The organism is Pseudomaricurvus sp. ABR4_320 (assembly GCF_056159445.1).
This window is the reverse complement of sequence record NZ_JBSWVF010000001.1, coordinates 695,429-716,367: the sequence shown is the minus strand read 5'-3', so window position 1 is coordinate 716,367 and position 20,939 is coordinate 695,429. Positions and strand designations below refer to the sequence as shown.

General features: G+C 50.2%; 18 protein-coding genes. 10 read left to right on the top strand and 8 right to left on the bottom strand.

The window, feature by feature from the left end:
- Window position 1: 1 nt before the first annotated feature.
- Both ACXAFR_RS03125 and rmf read right to left on the bottom strand, forming a co-directional pair.
- Window positions 2–466, bottom strand: a complete 465-nt coding sequence (locus tag ACXAFR_RS03125) for a hypothetical protein (protein WP_475171824.1) — start codon at window positions 464–466, stop codon at window positions 2–4.
- A gap of 160 nt (window positions 467–626) precedes the next feature.
- The gene (gene rmf, locus ACXAFR_RS03120) at window positions 627–830 is read right to left on the bottom strand and encodes a ribosome modulation factor (RefSeq protein ID WP_475171822.1); all 204 of its coding nucleotides are present in this window, start codon (window positions 828–830) and stop codon (window positions 627–629) included.
- A gap of 584 nt (window positions 831–1,414) precedes the next feature.
- Between rmf and rlmKL the strand changes: the two genes are divergently transcribed.
- The 5 genes from rlmKL to ACXAFR_RS03095 all read left to right on the top strand — a co-directional run bounded on the left by rlmKL (window position 1,415) and on the right by ACXAFR_RS03095 (window position 8,487).
- Window positions 1,415–3,592 carry a bifunctional 23S rRNA (guanine(2069)-N(7))-methyltransferase RlmK/23S rRNA (guanine(2445)-N(2))-methyltransferase RlmL gene (rlmKL, locus tag ACXAFR_RS03115; protein ID WP_475171820.1) on the top strand — a complete coding sequence of 726 codons (2,178 nt, stop codon included), beginning with the start codon at window positions 1,415–1,417 and terminating at the stop codon, window positions 3,590–3,592.
- 53 nt (window positions 3,593–3,645) lie between these two features.
- A complete protein-coding gene (uvrB, locus tag ACXAFR_RS03110) occupies window positions 3,646–5,646 on the top strand; it encodes an excinuclease ABC subunit UvrB (RefSeq protein WP_475171818.1) in 2,001 nt (666 codons plus the stop codon).
- A gap of 147 nt (window positions 5,647–5,793) precedes the next feature.
- Window positions 5,794–7,053 carry a DUF5610 domain-containing protein gene (locus ACXAFR_RS03105; RefSeq protein WP_475171816.1) on the top strand — a complete coding sequence of 420 codons (1,260 nt, stop codon included), beginning with the start codon at window positions 5,794–5,796 and terminating at the stop codon, window positions 7,051–7,053.
- Between the two features lie 84 nt (window positions 7,054–7,137).
- Window positions 7,138–7,398 carry a glutaredoxin family protein gene (locus ACXAFR_RS03100; protein ID WP_475171813.1) on the top strand — a complete coding sequence of 87 codons (261 nt, stop codon included), beginning with the start codon at window positions 7,138–7,140 and terminating at the stop codon, window positions 7,396–7,398.
- A 138-nt stretch (window positions 7,399–7,536) separates the two neighbouring features.
- The gene (locus ACXAFR_RS03095) at window positions 7,537–8,487 is read left to right on the top strand and encodes a chemotaxis protein CheV (protein ID WP_475171811.1); all 951 of its coding nucleotides are present in this window, start codon (window positions 7,537–7,539) and stop codon (window positions 8,485–8,487) included.
- Window positions 8,488–8,642: 155 nt separating this feature from the next.
- On the opposite strand, the gene ACXAFR_RS03090 is transcribed toward ACXAFR_RS03095, so the two are convergent.
- Entirely contained in the window at window positions 8,643–9,221 is a 579-nt protein-coding gene (locus tag ACXAFR_RS03090; RefSeq protein WP_475171810.1) for a hypothetical protein, read from the bottom strand.
- Window positions 9,222–9,519: 298 nt separating this feature from the next.
- Window positions 9,520–11,523 carry a transglycosylase SLT domain-containing protein gene (locus ACXAFR_RS03085; RefSeq protein ID WP_475171809.1) on the bottom strand — a complete coding sequence of 668 codons (2,004 nt, stop codon included), beginning with the start codon at window positions 11,521–11,523 and terminating at the stop codon, window positions 9,520–9,522.
- Window positions 11,524–11,695: 172 nt separating this feature from the next.
- Here ACXAFR_RS03085 and ACXAFR_RS03080 point away from each other — a divergent pair, with 172 nt between their 5' ends.
- Window positions 11,696–13,603 (top strand): ATP-binding cassette domain-containing protein, encoded by a 1,908-nt coding sequence (locus ACXAFR_RS03080; protein ID WP_475171807.1) that lies wholly within the window; start codon window positions 11,696–11,698, stop codon window positions 13,601–13,603.
- Window positions 13,604–13,667: 64 nt separating this feature from the next.
- On the opposite strand, the gene ACXAFR_RS03075 is transcribed toward ACXAFR_RS03080, so the two are convergent.
- Window positions 13,668–14,102 (bottom strand): universal stress protein, encoded by a 435-nt coding sequence (locus ACXAFR_RS03075; protein ID WP_475171804.1) that lies wholly within the window; start codon window positions 14,100–14,102, stop codon window positions 13,668–13,670.
- A gap of 106 nt (window positions 14,103–14,208) precedes the next feature.
- Between ACXAFR_RS03075 and ACXAFR_RS03070 the strand changes: the two genes are divergently transcribed.
- Window positions 14,209–14,703, top strand: a complete 495-nt coding sequence (locus tag ACXAFR_RS03070) for a hypothetical protein (protein ID WP_475171803.1) — start codon at window positions 14,209–14,211, stop codon at window positions 14,701–14,703.
- 5 nt (window positions 14,704–14,708) lie between these two features.
- Here the strand turns inward: ACXAFR_RS03070 and ACXAFR_RS03065 are convergent, their stop codons facing one another.
- Window positions 14,709–15,515 (bottom strand): hypothetical protein, encoded by an 807-nt coding sequence (locus ACXAFR_RS03065; protein ID WP_475171802.1) that lies wholly within the window; start codon window positions 15,513–15,515, stop codon window positions 14,709–14,711.
- Between the two features lie 320 nt (window positions 15,516–15,835).
- Between ACXAFR_RS03065 and topA the strand changes: the two genes are divergently transcribed.
- The 3 genes from topA to ACXAFR_RS03050 all read left to right on the top strand — a co-directional run bounded on the left by topA (window position 15,836) and on the right by ACXAFR_RS03050 (window position 19,353).
- The gene (topA, locus tag ACXAFR_RS03060) at window positions 15,836–18,550 is read left to right on the top strand and encodes a type I DNA topoisomerase (protein ID WP_475171800.1); all 2,715 of its coding nucleotides are present in this window, start codon (window positions 15,836–15,838) and stop codon (window positions 18,548–18,550) included.
- On the top strand, window positions 18,551–19,042 hold the full coding sequence (locus tag ACXAFR_RS03055) for a hypothetical protein (RefSeq protein WP_475171798.1): 492 nt from the start codon (window positions 18,551–18,553) through the stop codon (window positions 19,040–19,042).
- Between the two features lie 65 nt (window positions 19,043–19,107).
- On the top strand, window positions 19,108–19,353 hold the full coding sequence (locus ACXAFR_RS03050) for a hypothetical protein (protein ID WP_475171796.1): 246 nt from the start codon (window positions 19,108–19,110) through the stop codon (window positions 19,351–19,353).
- 200 nt (window positions 19,354–19,553) lie between these two features.
- On the opposite strand, the gene ACXAFR_RS03045 is transcribed toward ACXAFR_RS03050, so the two are convergent.
- A complete protein-coding gene (locus ACXAFR_RS03045; protein ID WP_475171793.1) occupies window positions 19,554–20,009 on the bottom strand; it encodes a hypothetical protein in 456 nt (151 codons plus the stop codon).
- 325 nt (window positions 20,010–20,334) lie between these two features.
- On the bottom strand, window positions 20,335–20,937 hold the full coding sequence (gene lexA, locus ACXAFR_RS03040) for a transcriptional repressor LexA (protein WP_475171788.1): 603 nt from the start codon (window positions 20,935–20,937) through the stop codon (window positions 20,335–20,337).
- Window positions 20,938–20,939 lie beyond the last annotated feature (2 nt).

Below are 20,939 nucleotides of genomic sequence, written 5' to 3'. Positions count from 1 at the left end.
TCTAAGATTCCCCTGCCAGAGATTGTAAAATTTGTTCGAGTTGTTGCGCGCTATTGGCAGTTTGCGTGCGGGTAATGCTGAGATTATCCAGTTGAAAAATAGAAATGGTATTGTCTTCTTTTGGCCAGCTGGTAATCGAGGACTCATCTCTAACCAAGGCGATCGGGAAATCGTAGTCTCGCATTTTGGGAAGCGCAAACATCTTGGTTACTAACTTTGGCATGCCTGAAATGTCTGCGACATAAAGCCAATTTAAGCTGCCTAGATCTTTCAGGGCGAGCTTTTCCAAGGTTTTTCTTACCCACTCGCCGCCATCTTTATGGTGCGAGAAGATAACAATGCGTGTTTTTTCGCTCAGAACTTGGGCATGATCCCACTGATCCGTGAAGCTCATGGGGGGCAGCGAGCTGCTGAATAAGTTTGGTGATATCGATAGTAGAGTAACAAGGAGTAGGGTACGCAGCATAGTTGTCATCCGTAATTCACGAGTGACAGTGTAATGCCTATGTTTTACGATTTCGATATTTAACGGATCAGAAGGATTATTCTCAGAGAGGAAAACTACGATCGGGGATTATATTGGCTGCCGGTCTCGCCGGCAGCGTCGTTAGGAGTGTTAAGTGAAACTAGAAACTGCTCATTTTCTGAGCGAGAGCTGCTCTACTATAGCCATCCCAGTGATCTGTACGCCCTTCGCGCCAGCCGTTTAACCAAGTCTGTCTCGCTGAACCAGCTTCGTGAGGGCACAGGCTCCTCGATCTGCCATCAATACCTGCTTTATAGCCTTTTACAAATGCGCGTGCAGTTTGACTTCTCTTCTGGGTTTTCATCAGTAAGCGTACCTCTTTGTTTGTTGTTAAACACATATTTTGCTAAAAGGTTGCGCCATAAAAAGTCAGATTATTGACACGCTGAACTCAAATTTTTGAGTGTAGAGTTCCAGGTCGTCAAAGGATCTTACTTTCTGGGCACTTTTCACTTCTACTTCAGATAACTGTCTTTCAGAATTATCAGAACAATGGGTTTGTGGTTTTTTAACCTCCTATTTTTTTCGAGTCCTTGTTTTGACCCGAGTTCCTAGTACACCAAAAAAACGGCCCAATTGTGAACAAATTATTTCGAATACAAAAAACACTATTTATCGCTCGAAGGTATATCAAGGCGACGAAATTGGCGTCAATTTAGTATAAAAAATGGTCAAATGGAGTGATTGTCACCCTTTGGCTCTGTTCTTGGGTATCGCTTCCGCGCCAATATGGCATGGGCTTAGTCTTAAGGGGCACACAAATTAAGCCGCTCTGACACAGCCATATTGAGGTAAACTACTGTTCTTTCATCCAGAAGAAATGACGGTATCTCGTATCTGTCGTGATGGCTTCTGTGATCATTACGAACTTTGAAAAATGATTTCTCTATGACCCATATCCCTCTGTTTGCGACCTGTCCCCGTGGCGTCGAAAGCCTACTGGCAAAAGAACTAACCGACCTAGGGGCGTTTGATGTAAAACGGGAGTTTTCAGGCGTTCGATGCTCGGTGTCGTCACAGCAGGATGTCTACCGAATCTGTCTATGGTCACGCCTGGCAAACCGAGTGTTACGTCGCCTCGCCCTGGTGGACCTAAAAGAGCCTGATGATATTTATAACGCGGTGCGCAGCATCGACTGGGGGGTGTTTCTGCGATCTTCCGGGCGTTTTCGGGTTGATTTTGTCGGCACGAATCGATTCATCCGCAATACGCAATTTGGTGGCTTGAAGATCAAGGATGCGATTGTCGATCAGTTTCGCGATGGCTGTGGTGAAAGGCCGGATGTCGACAAAGAGACGCCGCAGCTTATTGTACATGGCCACCTCAATTCGACACGCCTGACGCTTTCTATCGATGTCAGTGGCGACAGTTTACATCGACGAGGATATCGCTTAGCGAAAGGTGCCGCACCGCTTAAAGAAAATTTGGCGGCGGCAATTTTATTGCGCAGCGGCTGGCCAATAATCGCTAAGGAACACGGTGAGCTGTTTGATCCTATGTGTGGATCAGGAACCTTTCTGATTGAAGCGGCGATGATGGCCCTTGATATCGCGCCGGGATTACTGCGAACTCGGTTCGCGTTTATGGAGCTTGCCGATTTTGATGCAGACGCCTGGTCATCGGAGCAGAGAGATGCGCTGTTGAGGCAGGAAGAAGCCAAAAGCGCTCATAAGTGCACTCTGGTGGGGTTTGATTGTGACGGTGCTGTTTTAGATCGGGCCCGCGAGAACATTGAGCGAATCCACCTGCAAGAGTTTATCGAATTGCAGCAGGTTGATGTGCGATCTCTGCAAAGACCATCCACCTTGGACGCCGATCGCGGCTTGGTCATTACCAATCCTCCCTATGGCGAGCGTCTGGGAGAGGTAGATCAGCTTGCTCCTCTCTATCGAGAGCTCAAGCAGCGCATCGGCAATGAATTTCCAGGCTGGAGTTTAGGGGTGTTTACCGGAAATCAGCAGCTGGAAAAAGAACTTGGCCGGCGCTTTCGAGAGACATGGACATTTTATAACGGGGCGATAGAAAGTCATCTTTTATTGCAAGACTTACCTGCATCCTCGTCCGCAGTGGTCGGCTCTGGGAAACGGCTTTCGATACCGGAAAATGCTGATGATTTTTCCGATAACGCCAAAATGCTGTTGAATCGGCTGAAGAAGAATCGCAAGAATTTACGTCGTTGGATCGAACGAGAATCGATTTCTTCGTATCGTTTGTACGATGCCGATTTGCCCGAATATTCAGCAGCTATTGATGTCTATGGCGAGTTTGCACATATCCAAGAATACGCAGCACCAAAATCCATTGACCAGGAAAAAGTCCGGCAGAGACTCGAAGAAATTATTTTGGTCTCTGGTTTTTTTCTGGAATTTCCACTATCCCGTATTAGCTGCAAGCAGCGGCGAAAAACCGCCGGTAAAAGTCAGTATGAAAAGCTACAGAGCGGTAATAAGGATGCTCTATGGGTAACGGAAGGCGCCGCTAATTTACGGGTAAATCTATGGGAGTATCTGGATACGGGATTGTTTCTGGATCATCGTCCGGTGCGAAGATTTATTTATGAGCATGCCAGGGGCAAGCGCTTTCTCAATCTCTTTTGTTACACAGCTACCGCGTCAGTTCACGCAGCTTTAGGCGGCGCTTCAGGCAGTGTGAGCGTAGATCTTTCGCCAACTTATTTACGTTGGGCTGAGGATAATTTCTCCGAAAATCGCTTGTCTTTACAGCGTCATCAGTTGATTCAGGCGGATTGTCAGGCTTGGTTGAACCAGTGTCGAGAGGGGTTTGACCTGATTCTGTTGGATCCTCCAAGCTTTTCAAATTCAAAGCGGACTGACAATGTGTTGGATATCCAGCGAGATCATGTGGGATTGATTCGTCGTTGCATGGAAATTCTCAATCCAGGCGGCAAGTTGATTTTCTCAAATAACTTGCGGAGTTTTAAATTGGATAGAGACGCTCTGGATCGGTACCTCGTTACCGATATTTTGGATAAGACGCTCGATCCCGATTTTCAGCGCAACCGTAAAATTCACCACTGTTGGTTGATTGAAGCGACTAAACGATGATCAGAGAGATGTTACCAAGATCCCAAATATTGAGTAGGAGGTGCAGGTAAACCATGTCGAAACCTTTTGTTGTTTCTAGCCAATTCAAACCATCCGGCGATCAGCCCAATGCGATTCGAGAGCTCGTGGATGGCTTGGAATCCGGCTTGGCTCACCAGACTCTATTGGGGGTAACCGGATCGGGAAAGACCTTCACTATCGCTAATGTGATTGAAGCGGTACAACGGCCAACAATGATTATGGCGCCGAACAAAACCCTTGCGGCGCAGCTTTACGGTGAGTTTAAAGAATTTTTTCCGGGCAACTCTGTTGAGTATTTTGTCTCTTACTACGACTACTACCAACCTGAAGCCTATGTTCCATCTTCCGATACGTTCATTGAAAAAGACGCATCGGTCAACGAACACATCGAGCAGATGCGACTCTCGGCCACCAAGGCCCTCATGGAGCGCAGAGACGCGATTGTAGTTGCAACGGTATCGGCGATTTATGGTTTGGGTGATCCCGATGCCTATTTAAAGATGGTCTTGCATCTTGTGCGTGGCGATCAAATTGATCAGCGCCAGTTGCTGCGCCGGTTAGCCGAACTTCAATACACGCGCAACGACATGGACTTTCATCGTGCAACCTATCGGGTTCGCGGTGAAGTCATCGATGTGTTTCCCGCGGATAGTGAAAAAGATGCTGTGCGCATTGAGCTCTTCGATGATGAAGTAGAAAACATTTCTCTGTTTGATCCATTGACCGGGGAGGTGCTTCAGAAGCTTGCACGCTTTACCATCTATCCCAAATCCCACTATGTCACACCCAGAAATACCGTTGTTGAGGCGATTGCGGCGATCAAAGACGAAATGCGTGAACGCCTGGAACAATTGCGCCAGGACAGCAGATTGGTGGAAGCCCAGCGTCTGGAGCAACGCGTTAAATACGACATTGAGATGATGCAGGAGTTGGGCTACTGCACGGGTATTGAAAATTACTCGCGCTACTTATCGGGGCGTAACCCAGGCGAACCGCCACCGACGTTGTTTGATTATCTGCCGGCGGATGCATTGTTGGTGATTGATGAGTCTCACGTTGGCGTTCCCCAAATTGGTGGCATGTATCGAGGCGACCGTTCCCGTAAAGAAACCTTGGTGGAATACGGTTTCAGGCTGCCCTCAGCGCTGGATAATCGCCCTTTGCGATTCGATGAATGGGAGCGTCTTGCACCGCAGATGGTTTTTGTTTCAGCGACGCCAGGTCCCTATGAGCGAGAGCATGCGGGGCAGGTTGTGGAGCAAGTCGTCCGTCCCACCGGTTTGGTCGACCCCATTGTGGAGGTGAGGCCTGCGGGCAATCAGGTTGATGATGCTCTGTCTGAAATCCAGTCTCGTGTCTCCCAGGACGAGCGCGTTCTCATTACCGTACTCACCAAGCGAATGGCGGAAGACCTTACCGATTATTTGCAAGAGCATGGGGTTAGGGTGCGCTATTTGCACTCGGATATCGACACGGTTGAAAGGATGGAAATTATCCGCGATCTGCGGGCTGGGGAGTTCGATGTGTTGGTCGGTATCAACCTGCTACGAGAGGGGTTGGATATGCCGGAAGTATCATTGGTGACGATTTTTGATGCCGACAAAGAAGGCTTTTTACGCTCTGATCGCTCGTTGATTCAAACTATAGGGCGAGCCGCACGCAATGTGAACGGCAAAGCCATTCTCTACGCCGATGCGATCACCGGGTCCATGCAGCGAGCACTGGATGAAACCGAGCGTCGGCGGGCGAAGCAGATTGCGCATAATGAAGAGCATGGCATTACACCTCAAGGCATACGCAAACAGGTCAAGGACATTCTCGAGGCCGGTTATATTCCGGGCGCCAAAGGCAAGCGTCAGAAAGTCGCGGATAAAAAAGGAACTTACGATGTCGATCTCGGCGCCGGGGATCCATTCAAGCAGATTGCGGCTCTTGAAGAGAAGATGTTTCAGGCGGCTAGAGATCTGGAGTTTGAAAAAGCGGCGGCGATTCGAGATCAAATCACTACGTTAAAGAATGCCACAGGTCGTTGAGTACATCGGTTGTCGCGTCGCAAAGTTTGCATCTGTAGCGGGTTTATTATCAAAAAGAATTACCGATAGACGAAAGAGATATTAAAGATTTCGCGAATACGCGCGATAACAGGGGTATCTGCCACCATCAATGCAGGAGTGTCCCCAGTGAACGCGGTCAGCCTTTCTCTTTATTCTCCAGTTGCTCAACCGGCTTCCAGAGCGACTGATGTCAAGGAAGTCGCGACAGCTGCGCCTCAGGAGGCGAACCCGGCGTCGGTGTATATCCCTTCTGATTCGTCCTCTGTCGTTAGTTTAACCTATGCCTTTGGGCCAAGCTCGGCCGGCGGTGCTGGTCAAGCAGACGTGGTTTCTGAGCCGTCTGAGCTGGCTCTGGAGTCTTCGGGCAATATCTTGAACTTTATCGAGGCACAACTGCAGCGGGACGTGGCTGCCGGCGCGACTCCTGAAGAGCTACAGTCGCGGCTGGAAGCAGGCTTGGAGGGGTTTCAGAAAGGCTATCAGGATGCGTTGGAGCTGCTTGGAGGGCTTGAATCTCTTCCATTTAGCGTTTCCCAGGATTTAGGTCATACACAATCACTGGTAGAGCAGGGCATTGAAGATCTCAAAGCGGCGTTTATTCCATCTGCGAATCCGACTGGGGAAGCGCAAGACAGCGTCGCTCAAGCGACGGATACCGCTGCCGCGTCAGCGGAGAAAGTCTCGCCTGCCAGCCCTGCGGTGTCGTCTGAGACTGCCGTTGAATCAACGTCTCTGGCATCCTTGCAAAGCGATGCGAGCCAGTACAGCAAGCGTTTTAGTTTTGAGCTGACCACGCAAGATGGCGACACCGTACACATTCTGGCCGCGGGTAATTCTTCTGACTCTGTGAGCAATTACTTGTCGATGCTTGAAGAAGGCAACTTTGAGAACAGTCTGGGTTCCGAGGCCGGTGGTGCCTATGCGCTACAGGTCAATGGTGATCTGGATGACGAAGAAATGGCGGCCATCGCGGACCTGCTCTCTCAGGTCGATGAACTGTCCTCAAGCTTTTATGACGGCGACATTACTGCCGCCTTCCAGAAAGCCCTTGAGATGGGGTACGACAGCCGTGAAATTTCCGGTTACTCACTGCGTCTTAGTCAGGATTGGGAGCAGCCTGAACCTCAAACCGTAATTGACCAGCCTGATGTTGCACTGGAGGCCGCAGATAGTCAGCAGTCGCTGGCATCCTGGGAAGGGCAGCAGTACAAAGCCCTGGCTGATTTTATTGACCAAGTCCTCAGTGCTTATGATCAAGCTGCTGAGTTCCAAAAGCCCAAATCACTGCTGCTAAATCTGGTGGCACAGCGTACAGAGGGGGGGGATCAAATGTTGATGAGTGCTGTCTCCTGGTCCCTGGGCGAGCCGGTTGATGCAAAGCTCTAAGTTTTAGCCACTACTGAGTGGCAGGCGGTTTATTCCCCGGCTGGGCTACAATGTCCAGCCTGTGTATTTTTAGGATTGAACGTCATGCCCCAGACTCTGGTTCTGTATTCCACCCTTGGATGTCATTTGTGTGAGGAAGCACAAGCCCTTATCGCGCCACTGTTGGCTCGATATCCCATCACCTTGCGCGTTGTTGACATTGCCGAGGACGATTCATTGGTGGCTGCCTATGGTATCCGCATTCCTGTCCTCTCTCTCGAGCATCACGATGGGGACATCGGCTGGCCTTTTGAGTGCTCTAACGTTGAAGAATTTTTGCGTGCCAGAGATTGTCATCCTGCGTGACGCATAACCGCTGAAAAATAGTTTGAGACTTATGCAGGCGGTTTTTCACGGGACTTTTGAGCAGTTATCTCAGTCAGGCAGGGTATCTTGAACTAGAATTAATTGAGTTAGTCGTATTACACGGAATCCTGGTTATCTATGTCTAATTTGCTCGATAAAGTCGATCTGCGCACGCAACTGGTTGGAGAGAATCGGCTGGAGCTGCTGATGTTTCAATTGGGCGGACGTCAAAAATTTGCGCTGAATGTGTTCAAGATCCAGGAAGTTATGAAGGTGCCGCCGCTCACGGCCCTGCCACACAGTAATCCGGTGATTTGCGGTGTGACTCACCTTCGCGAGCAAACGATCTCTGTAATCGACCTCAATGCCGCGATTGGCGGACGCCCACTGTGGAATCAGGAAGATGCCAACACGAATCTCATCGTGACAGAATATAATCGGTCTGTGCAGGCGTTTCTCGTAGGGGCCGTGGATCGCATTGTGAACCTTAATTGGGAATCCATTCTGCCTCCTCCACAGGGGGCAGGGCGCAGTCATTTTCTGACGGCCATCACCAAGCTGGATGATCAAATTGTTGAGGTCATTGATGTCGAGCGCGTACTGGCTGAAATTATTCCATTTGAAACGGACGTTTCCGCCGATATCCTCGATCAGGACCTTGCGGAATATGCCCGCCGTAATCAGCTGAAGATTCTCATGGCGGATGACTCGCCAACCGCATATCGACAAGTGCGCTCGACATTGTCCAACATCGGTATAGAGACGATTCATTGTCCCGATGGGTTACAGGCATTGGAACTATTAAAGCACCAGTCTTCCGAAGGTATCGATGTTCAGAAAGAGTATTTAATGGTCATCACTGACGCTGAAATGCCAGAAATGGATGGCTATCGGCTGACCCATGAAATTCGTTCTGATCCCAAATTAGAAGGTTTGTACGTCATTTTGCATACGTCACTGTCTGGCAGTTTTAATCAGGCCATGGTGCGCAAAGTTGGCTGTAACGACTTCTTGTCTAAGTTTCAGCCCGATGACCTGGCGACCAAAGTTCAGGATTTCTTGCGAGAAAAGCTGCAAGCAAATTCCTAGGGGTCGTTCAATCCTCTTTAGACTTATCTGTTCCGGCATAAGACCGGCAAAGTGATACGTCTTTATGACGCATCAGGTGTGGTTTTGTGGGGGTGACGTTAGTGGGTAGGTCGAGGAGGCGGGCAACCTTTTGATGCCGCCCGCGATACGGTCGATTAGAAGAGTTCAATTTCGTCTGTGGTCGTGTCGGCTTCGTCTTTTTCACTAGAAAAGTGATGGTTATAGATTTCCAGCGCTTCTTTGACGCTGGCTCCGCGCATAATGTGTTCGAACATAATGCGCTCTGACTCCATGGTATAACTGCTTTTCACTTTGTCTTGAATGGAGCCCCAGATCTCAGGGTCATTGAGTTGTTTGGGGTTGCCGATTACGCTGCTCACCCGTTCGAGATTGCGAGCCACGTGGTCGAGCCGCTGGCTGATACGGTCGTAAAATTGAAACGCAGTGATTGCCATGTTGATCTTTTCGCGCATGGCCTCGGAGGACTCTAGAACTTCCGGTGTGAGTTCAGAAACCCCATTGGTGCTCATTGCTTGAATGCTGGTATCGACGTCGTAGTGGTGTTGAGCCAGTTCGGTAAATGATTGGGTAAGGTCGGAAACGGAACCGTTACTCTCATTGAGCGAGGCTTCAATCTGACAGACCGCCAAGCAGAGCATATTGATGGTCTCGCGAATGTGCAGCAATTCGTCGTGGTGACTGAGCTGCTCATCGGATGTTTTAGTTACGGCCATGAAATCCTCTCCATTTAACCCTCAGTTCAAGCATAGACAAGTTCCGTGAGATCTACTGGGATTCTTGTCACAGGCTCGGTGTTTGTGTGCCAAAAACCATTGATGTAGACCGACTTTATCCTCGCCAATCCGGCGAGTTAGAAAATATGTACTCTGAAAGTGATCCAAAACATCGAAGCCGTTTCCTCTCTGGACGAATAAAATTATTTTTGCTTTTTTTAACAGCGATGTAGAAAAATTTGTGCAATCAAGGATGTCTGCTTTCAGTTATTGCCGGATGCTGAAAATGACCGATTGTTTATAACGTTTGCTTAATTTCCAATTGCGTCAACAAAGCGGTGGTATTGCCCGTCCGGTAACCATAGATGACGGAATACGCCAGAACATTCTGAACGTACTTACGGGTTTCTCGAAAGGGGATGGTCTCGATCCAAACGTCGTTTGGAAGCCTTTGGGCTGAACGTTCGAGCCAGCGGTCGACATGATGTGGACCGGCATTGTATGCCGCCGCTGCGAGAATTCGGTTCCCTGCGTATTTTTCCAGGAGTTCAGTGATGTAATGACTGCCGAGTACGATATTGGTATCTGGTGTGTAGAGATCACGGGTTTGACGTAAGTCGACACCTGCGCGACTGGCTGTCTGTCGAGCCGTATTTGGCATTAACTGCATCAGTCCCATTGCGCCTGCAGGAGAGTGTGCGGTTTCTGCGAAGGCACTTTCCTGGCGAGCAATAGCGTAGAGGAGTAGCGGTGAGACTTGATTTCTCTGTGCCGCGTCCATCACCTGCTCATTATAGGCAAGGGGGAAACGCATGCGCAGATCATCCCAGGCCCGGGCTTGGGCAAGTGACGAGATCGTTTTTGCGTGCCAGCCCCAGTCATAGGCCAGCTTGGCCGCAGCGATGTGATCCTCCGGGACTGCCAGCCGCTGACTGAAGTAATACCATTCGCGATTCGCATTTAGCGTATCGCCAATTGCGCGCAACTCGCGCGCGCGCATGACGTTTGGATTCAACGCCATACGGCGCAAACGTTCGGGTTGTATAGATACAGGGGTATCGTCAAACTGGTAATTGCGCTGCAGGTGGTCTGCCGCCATAAAACCATAGTAGCTGCGAACATCGGCAATGCTTCGATAGCCTGCTAAGGCGTCCTGGGATTCCGTGTTCAGCTGCTGATCAGCACGAGCCCGCCAATATTGCCAGCGTTCTGAGTTTTGTTGTTCCGTTGACAGTAGCGTGATGTAGTGGGAGACATTGCTCCAGTCGAGCTGCAGCAAGGCCTCGCGAATCAGCGTTTCTATGAGCGTGTCATCACTGATTTCCGTGTTGCCTTCCAGAAGGTTATTTACGGTCGCATATTCATCTTTGCGCAACAGTTGTAAGGCCAGGTATTCCTCAGTGTCTTTGCGATCTTCTTCATCAAACAGCTGTTGAGCATCGTATTTGTGCCAGACATTGAGCGCAGCGACAGGGTCGAGGCGAGAAAAGCGCCGAATGCCGAAGTGAATCAATTCTTGGTTTGCGGGACTTTGCTCTCGAAAAGCATCGAGATCGACAATTTTTTGGGGAGAACGACTGATTGCACGAAAACGATTGGCGAGTTCCAGGTCGTCACCTGTCATGAAGCGAACCAGGTAGCGCGCTAGAGAATAATTGGCGGCTTGCAGCGCCAGGCGAAAGCGTTTCAGTGCAAGCGCGCTGGTGAGCCCGCCCTGGTCGATCCACCGCTCAAAGAGAGGGTCACATTCCTTTGGTTGTGAGCGCGGCACAGTCCAGAGTGCAGAAACGTCTTTCAGCGCGTTGGCGTCGCCAGTTTCCAGCCGTGCCTGAACCGCTAGGCATTGCAGAGAGGTACTGGAAATGTCGTTGTGATAATAGGTGAGATAGATTGGCCACTGGTGTTGCTTGGCCAGTGTATCCAGCCAACGGCGCTCTAATTTGCTGCCGAGATACGTGTTTTGATTCGCTTTTAGAAACTGGTCAACATCTGCCTGGGGGAGGGTGTAGAGGCGACGATTGAGTTCGTAGTAGTCGAGATAGGGCCGCAGTGGGTAATCGCGAAGTTCTTTGTAGAGCTCTCGATAACTCTGGACCTGCCGATGTTTGAGGGCCGACTGAGCTTCTCGGTAGATCTGGCGTTGTGTTTCCAGGCGGGCGGAGAGCTGGTCAGCCGACGTTGCGTTGCCGCTATCTCCGGCGGCCAGGCAGTGCAGCGTCAGGCAGGAAGCGAGGAAAGACCAGGCTAGAAATCGTCTCGAGCTGCGTTTTTCGTTTCCAATCGGCATAGTGAGTGGTGGCACGCAAAGAATTCGACAAAGGAAGTCACGATTTATTTATAATGAATTGTAATCCAAAAATTTTTGTTTGCTGTGCAATGCAGCACAAAGATCCTACTAATACCCAATACTACGATGGTGGTCAAAGCCTTGAGGGCAAATGACGCTTTTTTCGTAGTTCTGACGTTGATGATTCATGCCGTTACTTGAACTGAAAAATGCACATCTTCAATTTGGCACCCAGGTGGTGCTCGATAGCGAAGACTTAGTGGTTGAAAAAGGCCAGAAAATTGCTCTGATCGGGCGTAATGGAGAGGGCAAGTCCACTCTTATGAAGGTCATAACGGGGGATCAAACCCTGGATGACGGAAGCTTGTGGTTGGCTCCTGAACTGAGGGTTGCTCGGCTCGAGCAGGAATTGCCCGAGCAAGCTGACACCAGCGTTTACGATATGGTCGCTGGCGGTCTGGATCCGGTCGGCAGCCTTCTCGCCGAGTATCACCATCTCTCAATGGATCTCGCTGCTGACGGGGCTATGGACCGATTTGAAAAGATCCAAACGGAACTTGAGGCTCGCGATGGTTGGATGCTGCAGCAGCGAGTGGAGACCTTGATTACCCGCCTGGAGCTTCCTGCAGAGAAAAAGATGAATGAACTGTCCGGTGGCTGGAGGCGTCGGGTAGCTTTGGCGCGAGCACTGGTCACAGATCCAGAACTTCTGCTTCTCGATGAGCCGACCAACCATCTCGATGTGCAAGCTATTGAGTGGCTTCAGGAGCAGGTGGTGGATTTCAACGGCGCGGTGATTTTTGTGACCCACGACAGGGTGTTTTTACAGGCGCTGGCGACAGACATTATTGAGCTGGATCGTGGCCACATGCGAGCGTGGCACGGGGATTATCACAGCTTTTTGGAGTTTCGAGAGCAACAATTGCAAGAAGAAGCTCGCCACAATGCGCTGTTTGATAAAAAGCTTGCCCAGGAAGAGGTATGGATTCGTCAAGGCATCAAGGCTCGTAGGACGCGTAACGAAGGGCGTGTTCGCGCCCTAAAAGCCATGCGTGAGGAGCGTTCACAGCGACGGGTTCAACAAGGTAGAGCGGCGTTTGAGCTAAATAATGCCGAGGTGTCCGGCAAACTGGTTTCTCGTCTTGAAGGTATTCGTCAGGCTTACGACGGCCAAGTATTGATCGATGGTTTCACGACTTTGGTGAGACGCGGTGACAAAATTGGACTGATTGGCCCCAACGGTATTGGTAAGTCGACGCTGCTCAAAATTATTCTCGGTGAGCTGCAACCTGATGATGGGCTGGTGCAATTGGGAACCAACACACAAGTCGCCTATTTCGATCAATTGCGGGACCAGTTAGACCTGGATAAAAATGCGATCGATAACATTGGTGGCGGTCGAGACTCTATTACCGTTAATGGGAAAGACCGTCATCTGATCAGCTATCTCGGTGATTTTCTTTTTACCGGTGAGCGTGCACGCACGCCGCTGCGAGTGCTGTCGGGTGGTGAGAGAAACCGGGTGTTACTCGCCAAATTATTCAGTTTGCCCAGCAATTTGCTGGTGCTGGATGAACCGACGAACGATCTCGATGTTGAAACCTTGGAGCTTTTGGAAGAACTGTTGCAAAACTATTCTGGGACGCTTCTATTGGTCAGCCACGATCGAGCGTTTCTCGATAACGTTGTGACCAGCACCATCGCCTTTGAAGGTCAGGGGCGTGTTAGGGAATACATCGGAGGCTACGAAGATTGGCAGCGTCAGGGAGGCAAATGGCCAGAGTCCAATAAGCCGGCAAAGCCATTGGAAACAGCCGTAGACGTCGCTGTTACCAAGACGTCTGGGTCTGCGCCAACCAACGCTAAGCCGGCGCCCAAATTAAGCTATAAACTACAGCGCGAATTGGAAGCTTTGCCAGGGAAAATTGAAGCCCTGGAAGCGGATTTGGAAGCCCTACAGACCGAAAGTTCAGCGGCTGATTTTTATCAGCGAGATCACGACAAGGTGACTCAAACCTTGGACAAAATGGCACAAGTGCAAGCCGAACTTGATGCAAGCTACGCCCGCTGGGAAGAGCTGGACAGCGGCGCTTAAGCGAGCAGAAACCGGGGGGCGAAACCCGTCCCCCGGGCAAGTTCGTTCGTTAACAAACGACTGTTTAATCGGCTACACGCACCGCCAAAACATCGCATTTGGCGCCGTGTAGTACGCCGTTTGCAGTAGACCCTAAAATGAGCGCCAGTCCTTTGCGGCCGTGACTTCCCAGAACGATGAGATCTGCGCCGATATCGTTCGCGGTTTCATGAATCTCGGCGACCGGTTGACCGATAACCACTTTGCGATCTTCGACCGGCAGATTGGCTGGCGCAGCTAAGGCAGTCAGCTGTTCATTCGCTTTGTGCTGCAGCTGAGTTTGCACTTCGGTAAGATCGACGGGTATATCGCCGCCATAGGCGAAGGTTAAGGGTTCAACCACATGCAGTACGGTGAGTTTTGCGCCGTTCGCTTCCGCCAGAGTGGCGGCCCTTGTCATGACTTGTTGAGATTCGTCAGATAGATCAACTGCGACGAGAATGTGTTTGTAGTTGCTCATGGTTCAGCTCCTTTGCAGAACTCTCTTCACATTTGATACTAAACCCTTGCCAGTACCTTGCCTAGACATAGATCAAGTACACTGCACGATTTTTCGGGGGAGAACTATGTGGGTTCCGATATTGATTTGCGCAGCTGCAGTAGCGTTGCTGTTGGGGCCGATCCTATTGATGCAGCCTTCGGCCCTACAACGCCGACAGGCAGAGCTGCGGCAGGCTGCAATTCAAAAAGGCCTGCGTATTCACATGGCGCCTGATCCCAGGAATCCTGGACAGGATAGGCCGGAGTTGTTTTCCGTGTACTGCCTTCCTTGGCAGGCAAAGGAAAAGAGCGACCATCGATGGATGCTGATACGCAAGAATTTTACCCATGATATCCATGCCCATGGGGTATGGGATTGGCAGGAAAAGCCATCTACATCGACAGAGGCATTTTTACTGCCCAGGTTAGCTCACCTCTTGGATTCCCTTCCTGATGGTGTTGTATCCGTTGCTTCAGGCAGTCAGGGGGTCAGTTGCTTTTGGAATGAGAAAGGCGGATTAGATCGCTTGGAGCAGGTTTACGCGTCGCTATCAGACATTAAAACCGCGCTCATGAGGTAGCTGTATCAGTTGCCTGTTGCCGAGGTGTTAGCCTCGGGATTATCTGCGTCATTGCCGCCATTTTCCGGCTCCTCAGGCGGAATCGGCTGGGGAATGGCCTTCGTTGGGTTGTATTGGGTTTCCGGCATCAAGTCTTCAGACAGAAACGCCCGTTTTCCGTTCAAAATTTCTGCCAGTTCCTTAATCATGCGATGACGACGTTTGTCCGGGTGGGAAGATTGCATCAAGAGCTGCTGCGAGCGCTTGTAAAACGCCTGAGCGGACAAAACGTCTTTGCGATTGGATGCTTTGTGACCCTGGCCAATATGGGAAATGACGTCCACCATTAAATGGGCCCAGCTGAGTTGGCTGTGGCAGGCGCTCATTTCCTCAACTGATAATTTGTTGCGACTCTGCAGTTGTTTTATTAAGTTCGCGGCCTCATTGAGGTGTTTTTGGGCTCTGGCGATCTTGGCATCGCTTTCTTTGAGACGATCAAAGTAGTCTGGCAGCGCCTCGTCGGTGAGTGAGTCATTGCGTGCAAGCGCGGATTGATAGGTGGCGTCCAGGTATGTCGCTTCTGGTGCTTCGGCCTTCATTTCCGTGGCAATTTCAAGAATTTCATCGTTGATGAGCTTGGCAACCTGGTGACCCTCTACCAGTTGGTCGACCTCGCCAACCAGCTCCTCCAAGTTATGTGCACGGAGCTTTAAGTGAGAGACTCGAGATTGTAAATCGCGACGGCGGCGGTCTTTCTCATTGATGATACTGACCCCTACCAAGGAGGCGATGGCGATGGCTGTTGATAAAATTAACCAGTCCAGAGGAGTCATTTGATCGTAAATGGGCCGCAACTAGGTTGAAAAGTCGATGAATGGATAGAATCATCGCGTTTTTTACTGTAGCGGCATTCCGTCAGCGAACTTTAGACTTTGGTAGTGCAGAGATTCGCCAAAACCGCAGATTGAAGGCAATACTTCCCAATTGCGGTGGTTATATGCTATCTGTAAAAAAAAGAGCGGGGCGTAGGTCTCCGTGAAAACCACAGTCTGCCGTTGGCGATAACGCCGCTGTCAGCGGGTTAAATGGTAGACAGTCTTGATGGCATTCAGGTCTGGATGCGAACTTTCACTCTTGGAATGTGTAGGATTTTATGGGCAAATCTCTCGTAATTGTCGAGTCACCGGCAAAGGCGAAGACTATCAACAAATATCTTGGGGATGACTACATCGTTAAATCGAGTGTGGGTCATATCCGGGATTTGCCGACCAGTGGTGGTGCCAAAAAGCCGGTCGATGCGAAAGAGCGGGCCCGCCAAGCGGCCATCACTCGCAAAATGTCGCCGGAAGAAAAAGCGGAGCACAAGGCTCGTAAGGCCAAAGAGCAGTTGGTTAACCGCATGGGTATCGATCCGGAAAACGGCTGGTCAGCGCATTACGAAATACTTCCCGGCAAAGAGAAAGTTGTCGATGAGCTTAAGCGACTTGCCCAGAAGGCCGATACCGTGTATCTCGCAACGGATTTGGACCGCGAGGGGGAGGCCATTGCCTGGCACCTGCGGGAATCCATCGGTGGTGACGAAAGTCGGTTTCGCCGGGTGGTCTTCAATGAGATTACCAAAAACGCCATTCAAGATGCCTTTCGCAATCCCGGGCCCATCAATCAGCACCGTGTCGATGCCCAACAGGCGCGTCGCTTTCTAGATCGCGTTGTTGGCTACATGGTATCGCCGTTGTTGTGGGAAAAGGTCGCGCGGGGTTTATCAGCCGGGCGCGTACAATCTGTTGCTGTGCGCCTCGTTGTTGAACGCGAGCGGGAAATTCGCGCATTCATCCCGGAAGAATATTGGGAATTGTTTGCGGAGCTGAAAGGCAAAGACAAAGATCAGGTGAGATTCGAGGTCAAAAAGCATCTCGACAAAACGTTCAAGCCGCTGAACGAAGCCCAGGCGATGGCGGCGGTTAACGACTTAACCGACGCCAGCTACCAGGTGGTTGATCGGGAAGACAAGCCTACCAAATCGAACCCCAGCGCACCTTTCATCACGTCGACATTACAGCAGGCTGCCAGTACGCGATTGGGCTTTGGGGTGAAAAAGACCATGATGTTAGCGCAGCGGTTGTACGAAGCTGGCTATATCACCTACATGAGAACGGATTCAACGAATTTGAGCCAAGAGGCTTTGAACAGTTGCCGCGATTATATTCTGGAGAATTTTGGCGAGCGCTACTTGCCTGAGAAGCCACGTATTTACAGCAGTAAAAAAGGCGCTCAAGAGGCGCACGAGGCGATTCGTCCATCATCGGTCAAGGTTCAACAAACTCAGCTCAAGGGAATGGAGAGAGACGCTGAGCGGCTCTATGCGCTGATATGGCAGCAGTTTGTCGCCTGTCAGATGACTGCCGCGGAATATACGAGTACCACCGTCACCGCCAAGGCGGGTGATTATGAATTGCGTGCCAAGGGGCGGGTAATTCGATTCGATGGTTACACTCGAGTGCAGTCACAAATCGCCAAAAAAGAAGACGAATTGATATTGCCTGAGTTTAAAGTCGGCGATCCTCTCGACCTGCAAAAACTCGATCCTAGTCAGCATTTCACCAAACCGCCAGCCAGATATACGGAAGCCAGTTTGGTCAAAGAGTTGGAGAAAAGAGGCATTGGTCGGCCTTCCACCTATGCGTCGATCATCTCGACAATACAGGAACGCGGTTATGTTCACGTCGATAAGCGTCGATTCTATGCAGACAAAATGGGCGATATCGTCACAGAGCGTTTGACCGAAAGTTTTACCGAGTTGATGGATTACAGTTTCACCGCCAACATGGAAGTCTCATTGGATGATGTTGCCGATGGCAAGGTTGGTTGGTTGCAATTGCTGGATCAGTTCTACGCCAATTTTTCAGATACCCTGTTGAAGGCGCAAAACGATGAAGGGGGTATGCGGCCTAATCAGCCAACGGAAACCGACATTGTTTGCCCTACTTGCGGTCGCCCCATGCAGGTTCGAACGGGGGCTACCGGGGTATTTTTGGGCTGTTCTGGTTACGCGTTACCTCCGAAAGAACGCTGCAAAGCGACCATGAATTTGACGCCCGGAGACGAGGCCGTCAACGCGGATGATGACGAAGAAGCAGAATCCCGTCAGTTGCGCCAAAAACGGCGTTGCCAGTTGTGTAATACCGCGATGACCAGTTATCTGCTGGACGAGCAGCGCAAGCTCCACATTTGTGGCAACAATCCCGATTGTTCTGGCTATGAGGTAGAGCAGGGGCAGTTTAAGATTAAAGGCTATGATGGCCCCACCATCGAGTGCGACAAATGCGGCAGCGAAATGCAGTTAAAAAATGGCCGCTTTGGTAAATACTTCGGCTGTATGGCAGAGGATTGTAAGAACACTCGCAAACTGCTGAAAAACGGAGAGGCGGCGCCACCTAAGATGGACCCAGTCGCCATGCCTGAATTGGCTTGCCAGAAAGTTGAGGATCACTACGTGTTGCGAGACGGCGCGTCCGGGCTCTTTCTTGCGGCGAGTCAATTTCCCAAAAATCGGGAAACCAGAGCACCGCTGGTTGCGGAATTGATTCCCCACAAAGATGAAATCGACAAAAAATACGCGCATTTGTTTTCGGCGCCCCAGCAAGACGATGATGGCAATCCGACGGTGATTCGTTTCAGCCGTAAGACGAAAGAGCAGTACGTGCAGTCTGAGATAGACGGTAAAGCAACGGGCTGGAAAGCGTTCTTTCGTAACGGTGCCTGGAAAGTCGGCGCTGCTGATACCGGTGCGGCAAAACCCAAAGCGAAAGCCGCGGCGAAGAAGGCAGCCAGCAAGCCAAGGCGCAAAGCCGCCGCTGCGGCGAAGTAAATGACGAACCCATACCGGCGCCTGGTTGAGAGTAAGTTGTCCCAATGTGGGCAACTGCTCGAGCTCGTCGATCAAGTTAAAGGGCAAGGGCGTCTGGAGCAAACATTACTTGAGTCAGCACTGTTACATCTCGGTGTTGCATTGCGTTTCTTTAGTGCAGAGCTTGTGTATGAGGTGTCGCCTGAAGACGTTGATGGGCAGCTCAATCGTTTTTACCAGAAGGCTTCAGTGACTCCCCAATTGGCGTGTTTAATGCGCTTGGAGCAACAACTTTGGGCCATAACGCTGCGTTCCTATTTGGCCCAGTTACAAACGTTAAGCGACACGGTAACGCCTGTATCATCGAGAGATTCTTCTGATGACCTCATTGCCTCTGATATTTCTCGAAGCCCAGGGGCGGCGGAAATTCACTCAAAAGAGCGAATATTAAGTTTGATTCGTGCTTTTCGTCAGTATTCTGACGTCGAGCGAGGTGGCTTGCTGGAATATTGACGAGTTTCAGTGGTAGACTGCTAGCAGATGTTTTGAAAAATTCAAGAAGAGCAGCGGTCAACTACATGTCTTCACTATATGAACTTGTCGAATTACCTGATGGTGGTGTCGGTTTACGCAGAGCCGGAGAGGACGGTGAGCCTCTGATCTGCATTAAGTTCTCCAGTGAAGCAAAAACCTTCCTGCAGGACAGCCGTTTCGAAGTCGTGAAAGCAATGATCGAAGCCGGAATGGAAGTTGTCGGAGACATCATTGATACCGATGAAGTATCCGAAGAAGATATTGATTCTTCTGAAATCACCTATCACTGATCCATTACTTCTTCTCTGGCCGAGTTAATGGTGCTGGATGATAGAGGTCCTGTTGCGATTTCTAAAAGCAAATCCCAGCATTCATTGTCCCAACCTGCACCTCAGAATTGAGTGATTTTTTTGAGGTCAGATTTTTAGGCCTGAAAAGTCCCTTTGATAGCCACTTGCGGTCCTAAATTAATTCTGAGAACAAACTCTTATCAGTAATAATTGACCAGCAGCCCTTGCGCATTGTTAGCCGCGGCAGTGCGATGTAAACGCTTCATCTGTGCCGCACTGATATTGTTTTCAGGGGAGGCAATTACTGTGTCGCTGGTACCTGCGCAGAGCGCTGAGTTGAATAGTGGAAGTACCTCTGACGTATCACGAGTATAGATCAGACGGATCGCACGGCAATCGAAGTGACGTTTTTGTAGCGCAACGCGTTCTTCCGGGGACGAAAGTATCCAAGTTGTCCAGCGCGTACTTTCATTACTCAAGTGGGAGACAATCGGGTAGAGAAAACTGATGGCGTTTTCTCTCGCGAGTGTTAACTGAGTAATTGAGTTTGGCAGATTATCCGGTAGGAAACTGTCGTCTGAGTGAGCAAAAAGTGATGCTTGGATCGAAGGTGATACGCGTTTAGTTGATGTGCTGCAATTAAATCTGTGTGTCATTAGAGCGAGCTCCTGGAGAGATCTTCCCCAAAAGTGGAGAAGAACCGGTTTTCTTCATACGATAATCAACAGTGTGTTCCGTGTGTAAAAACATCTCTCTGGGCAGGTCTGCAATGGCGCTATTGTCGAAGGCGCCTCTAACGTAAACGAATTCCGTTTTGGCTGCGGGCAACTGAAAACTTTGCTTATTCCGTCATAAATTTCAATCTATGCCCGGTTTCTGTGAGAAGAGCTTTCTTGCCAGTAGCAAACCTCATTTATTCAGAGGTGCCTTTTATCCTGCCTCTAATACAGCAATGTGAGCGCCTAGTTGGGTTTATTTGGCCTACTGGCGGCGAATAACCCCAACGCTGAGTCCTTCAACCGCGAATTCGGTGTCTCGCAAATCAACTTTAATAACCTCGAACTCTGCGTTTTCAGGGTGCAGTTCGACATTAAACTGGGACCTGCCACGAAAGAACCGTTTGACGGTTACTTCATCGCCGATTCTTGCGACAACGACTTCACCGTTGTGAGCCGATTCGGTTTTATGAACGGCTAACAAGTCGCCGTCCAGAATGCCGATGTCCTTCATGCTTTCACCGCTGACTTTCAGAAAATAGTCCGCCGACGGAGAAAAAAAAGTGCTTGGGAGATTGCAGTATTCTTCGATGTGCTCAGCCGCGAGTATGGGATTACCGGCGGCGACTCGGCCGACAACCGGAATGCCCTGATTGTGGTCCGGGAGGCGAATACCTCTCGATGCCCCTGGAACCATTTCAATTGCGCCTTTTTTTGCGAGCGCTTTCAAATGCTCTTCTGCAGCATTGGCTGAGCGGAATCCAAGTTCTCGGGCAATATCTGCTCGGGTGGGGGGATATCCGGTTTCATCGATATGACGCTTAATAAGGTTTAATACTTCTTCCTGGCGTCTGGTGAGCTTTATCATAG

Bases quoted from the DNA above. Each gene is read 5' to 3' on its own strand.
- ACXAFR_RS03125 (WP_475171824.1), bottom strand. From the start codon at position 466: ATGCTGCGTACCCTACTCCTTGTTACTCTACTATCGATATCACCAAAC.
- rmf (WP_475171822.1), bottom strand. From the start codon at position 830: ATGAAAACCCAGAAGAGAAGTCAAACTGCACGCGCATTTGTAAAAGGC.
- rlmKL (WP_475171820.1), top strand. From the start codon at position 1,415: ATGACCCATATCCCTCTGTTTGCGACCTGTCCCCGTGGCGTCGAAAGC.
- uvrB (WP_475171818.1), top strand. From the start codon at position 3,646: ATGTCGAAACCTTTTGTTGTTTCTAGCCAATTCAAACCATCCGGCGAT.
- ACXAFR_RS03100 (WP_475171813.1), top strand. From the start codon at position 7,138: ATGCCCCAGACTCTGGTTCTGTATTCCACCCTTGGATGTCATTTGTGT.
- ACXAFR_RS03095 (WP_475171811.1), top strand. From the start codon at position 7,537: ATGTCTAATTTGCTCGATAAAGTCGATCTGCGCACGCAACTGGTTGGA.
- ACXAFR_RS03090 (WP_475171810.1), bottom strand. From the start codon at position 9,221: ATGGCCGTAACTAAAACATCCGATGAGCAGCTCAGTCACCACGACGAA.
- ACXAFR_RS03080 (WP_475171807.1), top strand. From the start codon at position 11,696: ATGCCGTTACTTGAACTGAAAAATGCACATCTTCAATTTGGCACCCAG.
- ACXAFR_RS03075 (WP_475171804.1), bottom strand. From the start codon at position 14,102: ATGAGCAACTACAAACACATTCTCGTCGCAGTTGATCTATCTGACGAA.
- ACXAFR_RS03070 (WP_475171803.1), top strand. From the start codon at position 14,209: ATGTGGGTTCCGATATTGATTTGCGCAGCTGCAGTAGCGTTGCTGTTG.
- ACXAFR_RS03065 (WP_475171802.1), bottom strand. From the start codon at position 15,515: ATGACTCCTCTGGACTGGTTAATTTTATCAACAGCCATCGCCATCGCC.
- topA (WP_475171800.1), top strand. From the start codon at position 15,836: ATGGGCAAATCTCTCGTAATTGTCGAGTCACCGGCAAAGGCGAAGACT.
- ACXAFR_RS03055 (WP_475171798.1), top strand. From the start codon at position 18,551: ATGACGAACCCATACCGGCGCCTGGTTGAGAGTAAGTTGTCCCAATGT.
- ACXAFR_RS03050 (WP_475171796.1), top strand. From the start codon at position 19,108: ATGTCTTCACTATATGAACTTGTCGAATTACCTGATGGTGGTGTCGGT.
- ACXAFR_RS03045 (WP_475171793.1), bottom strand. From the start codon at position 20,009: ATGACACACAGATTTAATTGCAGCACATCAACTAAACGCGTATCACCT.
- lexA (WP_475171788.1), bottom strand. From the start codon at position 20,937: ATGATAAAGCTCACCAGACGCCAGGAAGAAGTATTAAACCTTATTAAG.